The sequence below is a fragment of the Staphylococcus sp. B1(2026) genome (assembly GCF_058895785.1).
On the sequence record NZ_JBZXTS010000019.1, the window covers coordinates 22,322 to 28,321 of the forward strand.

Genomic DNA, 6,000 nt, shown 5'->3' on the forward strand with positions numbered 1-6,000 from the left:
AACTCTTTCATAAAACCAAAACAAGCAAAATCAGACATTTTAAATGCTTGATTTTGCTTGTTGATGAATTTTATCGTCTTCTTCTATACGGGAAAAAATATAATAGTGCTAAAATGTATATAATAAAAAGTATAATTTTAACTACGGAAGGCATAACATTCGTTAATTCACTAATATAGTCTGGTGCTTCTGGATTAATAAAACGTTTATAAGCATCCGCTAAAAATATAGGTAATGCTAACAACCAAAAAACTACTGTTCTTAATTTCATATTATTCTCCTTGATTATTAAAAATTAATGCTTCTTCATAATTCATATCTCTTAAAATAAGATTAGCATCTTCTTCACTAATAAAATTTAATTTACGCATCGTCATCACACGATATTTTTGTAATTGTATAACTTCACTACTAATCATAGATAATTCTTCATTATAATTTTCATTATCGATAAATATATGATATTGTGTTACAGAAAAGTAGCGATAAACATCATACACTAATTGTGCTGCAAGTTTATTTTTATCTGTTGTAATTTCATCAATAATTTGATGTACAATATCATCTAGGTCTTTATACAATTGAGACGAATACTGTGCAACATTTGGTAATTTATCTGTTATTTTACTCATTTTTTGTGAACGTGTTAACTTTTCTTTAAAGTAATATTTTAAACTTAATCGTTTAAATATTGTTTGTTTATAACTAATCATTAATTGCAAAATAATTTGTTGCAATAATGAATAGTTTAATAATTTAGCTCGACGTAATCTATGAATATCAAATATCTTTAATAAAATAGATTTATCAGGAGATTGCTCTATTAATCTCACCATATGGTCCTTTTCTTTACTTAGTACATAACGATAAATTCTTTCAATTTCTTTATATAAGTAAGTATGATTATCATCTAAAACAATACGTTGCTCTTCTAATTGTTTTAATACTTGTGCAAATGCTAATTGTTCTCTTGCAGTCATTTGCTCAAAATTACGTGCTTTTAGTTCAATAATGGTTTCGTCTATAACTTGTTGGCGTATCGCATTACGTTCTAAATAATCTTGTTCATCTGTTGATTTAATCATGATTGGTAGTGTAATCGTTCCAATAATCATACTCAATAGTACAACACCACTTGCAATAAATAGTATCGTATCTCTTAATGGAAAAGCTTCACCATTAGACAATGCAACTGGTATTAATAAGGCGGTCGCCATTGTCACCGTTCCATGAATACCACATAATGCTGTAATCAAAGCATATTCAAAACGTGTATAATTACCCACATCTAATTTACGCTCACGAAATACTTTTACAACTTTTTTAACACTCGTAAAACTATGTTCTTGAAAACGAACATATAATAAATAAACAAATAAGAAACGAACTAAAATTAAAGCTAATGTAATGATTATTGTAATCATCATTACTTTCACCCCTCTTAATTCAGGTGTTTGCACAACTTTTAAAACTATTTCTGGTAATAAATAACCTAAAAAAACAAAAACAAATCCATTCAAAATATAGCCTACAGTCATTTGACCCGCATCAATAAGTAATAAAGGTTCACTTTGCAAAGCATCTTGATTAAATAAATCACGTGCAAAATTATAAATAATACTTGTAATCACAACTGCAATAACACCAGACACATGTAAATGTTCTGCAATAAAGTAAACAACAACTGGTGTCATCAACTGAAAAATAACCATAACATTAGATTCTTCTCCAATTAAATGTGCAAATTTATACTTAATTCTTTCTAATAAAACACCTAATATTAAACCTAAAATCGCACCGCCTAATGCTACAAATAAAAAATTCTGTGTTGCTTTTGCGAGAGAAAAAGTATTAGTTAATATTGCTGCGACTGCAATATTAAAAGATACTAAACCTGCTGCATCATTTAACAATGATTCACCCTCTAAAATAGACATCAATCCTTTAGGTAATTTCATTCCCTTAGTAATAGATTTAACAGCTACAGCATCTGTTGGTGATAAAATTGCTGCCAAAGCAAAAGAAGCAGCTAATGGAATACTAGGTAATAATAAATGAATCATAAAACCTACAAAAAAAACAGTTACTAAGACTAAACCTACTGCCATCAATAAAATAGGTCGTTTATACATCCATAAATGTTGCCTTGAAGCATTATAACCATCTGAAAATAATAATGGTGCAATGACTAACATCATAAACATTTCAGACTCAAATTCAAAAGTTAAATGTAGGGGTAAAAAAGTAATAGCTGCACCTAAAATAATTTGAAATAATGCAGCAGGTATTTTAGGAAATAAATTATTTAAAATTGTTCCAGCTATAACTAATAAAACAAATAGCATTAAAGTAATTAAAATCGACACAAATATTACCTCCTCTCACATTGCAATTCATGGCTATTGTACATACCAATTGCTTGCATAAAAGCATAAACTGTAGTAGGTCCTACAAACTTAAACCCTAACTGTTTCAAAGATTTAGCTAATTGGCGACTCATATCATTTGCTGTAATCATCTCATATTGTTGAATTTGTTGATGATTAGTAAATTGCCAAATAAAATCGCTAAAACTATCTTTACCATGTTGTTGCTCATAATTAATATATGCTCGGGCATTTGCAATAATTGCTGTTATTTTTGCACGATGACGAATAATCCCTTCATTTAACATTAAATTATCAATATCATCTTCTGTTAACTCAACAATTTTTTGTGGATTGAATTGATAAAATAATTGACGATAATTTTCTCTTTTTTTCAAAACAATATACCATGACAATCCTGATTGCATTGCTTCTAAACATAGTTGTTCAAAGATTTTCAAACTATTTTTCTGTACAACTCCCCATTCATTATCATGATATTGTTGATAAAGTGGATCATCATTTACCCATGAACATCTCTGCATCACTAACCTCCTATGCAAAGTCAGAGACTGGCAAACAACCAATCTCTGATTTATTTTATTTATTTGCTTTCATTTGCTCAAGACGTTCTTTAACTGCATCATATTTTGTTTGATAATCAATTTGTTTCTCACGTTCTTTAGCTACAACTGCTTCTGGCGCTGAAGCAACAAATTTTTCATTCGCTAATTTTTTAGCAACACGATCTAATTCTTGTTGTAATTTTGATAATTCTTGTTCTAATCTTGCAATTTCTTTATCTGTATCAATTAAACCTTCCAATGGTAAATAAATTTCTGCATTAGTAATAATTGCAGACATCACTTGTTCAGGTATGTTAATCTCTTCACCTACAACTAATGACGAAGTATTACAAAACTTATCGATGCAAATTTTATTATTTAATAATAATGTTGTTGTCGCTGTATTAGCTGTTTTAATTAACATTGGAATAGCTTTACTCATAGGTGTATTCACTTCACTTCGAATATTACGTACACTTCTAATTGTTGCCATTAATAAATTCATCGCTTCACATGCTTGTTGATCATTATATTCTTCTTTAACCATTGGCCAAGCTGCTGTAACAATTGTATCACCTTGATGTGGTAAGTTTTGCCAAATTTCTTCTGTAACAAATGGCATGAATGGATGTAATAAACGCATCACATTATCAAATACATAAGCTAATACAGAACGCGTCGTTGCTTTAGCTTCTTCATCATCACCTTGTAATGGTAATTTAGACATTTCAATATACCAATCACATACATCGTCCCAAATGAAATTATATAAAATACGTCCTACTTCACCAAACTCATATTTTTCTGATAAACGTGTCACATCAGTAATTGTTTCATTTAAACGTGTTAAAATCCAACTATCAGCAATTGATTTTTTACCAGATAAATCAATTTGCTCGTAAGTTAAACCATCCATATTCATTAATGCAAAACGAGAAGCATTCCAAATTTTATTAATAAAATTCCATGTTGCTGATACTTTTTCGGGCATATAACGTAAATCTTGACCTGGTGTTGAACCTGTTGCTAAAAAGTAACGTAATGCATCGGCACCGTATTCTTCAATTACATCCATAGGATCTACACCATTTCCTAGTGATTTACTCATTTTACGACCTTGTTCATCACGTACTAAACCATGTAATAATACATCTTTAAATGGACGTTCATTCGTAAATTCTAACCCTTGGAAAACCATACGTGCTACCCAGAAGAAAATAATATCATAACCTGTAACTAAAGTATTCGTTGGGAAATAATGTTTAAAATCTTCATCGTCTTCATTTGGCCAATTTAATGTCGAGAATGGCCATAAAGCACTTGAAAACCAAGTATCTAACACATCTTCATCTTGCGTCCAATTATGACTATCTTCTGGTGCTACTTCTCCAACATATACTTCCCCAGTTTCATTATGATACCATGCTGGGATTTGATGTCCCCACCATAATTGACGTGAAATTACCCAATCATGAACATTTGTCATCCAACCGTTAAAAGTATTTTCAAAACGTTCTGGATAAAAATGAACTTTACCTTCTGTTTGTTGATTATCTAATGTTTTCTTAGATAAAGAAGACATATCAACAAACCATTGTTTTGATAAGTAAGGCTCTACGACTGCACCTGAACGTTCAGAATGACCTACAGAATGGACATGTTTTTCAATCTCAAAACAAATACCAGCTTCTTGTAAATCTTTTATTAATTGTTTACGACAAGCAAATCTATCCATACCATTATATTTATCTGCTTGTTCATTCATCGTGCCATCTTCATGCATACATACAATACGTGGTAAATCATGACGATTTCCTACTTCAAAATCGTTTGGATCATGTGCTGGTGTAATTTTAACCACACCACTTCCAAAATCCATTTCTACATAAGTATCTGCAACAATAGGAATTTCTCGGTTAACTATAGGCAACATTACTGTTTTTCCAATATATTGTTGATAACGTTCATCATCTGGATGCACTGCAACAGCTGTATCTCCAAACATTGTTTCTGGACGTGTTGTAGCAATATCTAAATAACCAGATCCATCTGATAATGGATATTTCAAATGATAAAAAGCACCTTCGACATCTTTATAAATAACTTCTATATTTGATAAAGCTGTACGTTGTGATGGGTCCCAGTTAATAATTTTTTCTCCACGATAAATAATACCTTTATTATATAAATCTACAAATACTTTTTTAACAGCATCTGATAAACCTTCATCCAAAGTAAAACGTTCACGTGAATAATCTAAACCTAAACCTAATTTAGCCCATTGAGAACGAATAAAATCAGCATATTCCTCTTTCCATTCCCAAGTTTTTTCTAAAAATTTATCACGCCCTAAATCATAGCGAGAAATACCTTCTTCTCGTAATTTAGCTTCTACTTTTGCTTGTGTTGCAATACCTGCATGGTCCATACCTGGTAAATATAAAGTATCAAAACCTTGCATACGTTTCATACGCGTAATAATATCTTGTAGTGTTGTATCCCAAGCATGTCCTAAATGTAATTTACCAGTTACATTTGGTGGTGGAATAACAATCGTATACGGTGTTTTCTTACTATCACGATTCGCTTTAAAAACTTCTTTGTCTAACCACCATTGGTAACGATTAGCTTCTACTTGCTGGGGCTGATATTTTGTCGGCATTTTAATTTCAGTCATAATATTTCTCCTTTTTTGATAAATTAAAAAAGCCCAATGTATTATCCTATAATAAGGACGAAACATTGGACTTGGATTGATAATAATTATTTTTTCGCGGTACCACCTTAATTCTAAATAGCTTAACTATTTAGCACTCATTAAGAAGTAACGTTTCTTTGACGATGATGACTACTTACCTACTTAGGTTTCACCACCATTACTCACCGACTACTAACAAATAGCTCTCACGGCAAAGGTCTCATTCACTTCTTTGCTTCCTGTACGTGCGGTACGCTATTCCTCTTCGGCTCATCGCATTTAAAGTATTAAATACATTCTTTACTATATAGTACTTTTAGCTATATGTCAAGCATATTTTTATTTGAATTAATTGCGATGTAGCCTATTT

Annotated in this window: 4 protein-coding genes; all 4 read right to left on the reverse strand. The window is 30.8% G+C overall.

From position 1 onward, the window contains the following. Positions 1 to 70: 70 nt before the first annotated feature. The 4 genes from AC5EAH_RS04615 to AC5EAH_RS04630 are packed head-to-tail and all read right to left on the reverse strand — an operon-like array spanning position 71 to position 5,609. Positions 71 to 271: a hypothetical protein gene (locus tag AC5EAH_RS04615; RefSeq protein ID WP_493493591.1), complete on the reverse strand. Its 201-nt coding sequence runs from the start codon at positions 269 to 271 to the stop codon at positions 71 to 73. Between the two features lies 1 nt (position 272). Then, positions 273 to 2,366: a cation:proton antiporter gene (locus AC5EAH_RS04620; protein WP_493493592.1), complete on the reverse strand. Its 2,094-nt coding sequence runs from the start codon at positions 2,364 to 2,366 to the stop codon at positions 273 to 275. A 5-nt stretch (positions 2,367 to 2,371) separates the two neighbouring features. Beyond that, positions 2,372 to 2,911, reverse strand: coding sequence for a DNA-3-methyladenine glycosylase I (locus AC5EAH_RS04625; protein WP_493493593.1), 540 nt, complete (start codon positions 2,909 to 2,911; stop codon positions 2,372 to 2,374). A 55-nt stretch (positions 2,912 to 2,966) separates the two neighbouring features. Further along, positions 2,967 to 5,609: a valine--tRNA ligase gene (locus tag AC5EAH_RS04630; protein WP_493493594.1), complete on the reverse strand. Its 2,643-nt coding sequence runs from the start codon at positions 5,607 to 5,609 to the stop codon at positions 2,967 to 2,969. Positions 5,610 to 6,000 lie beyond the last annotated feature (391 nt).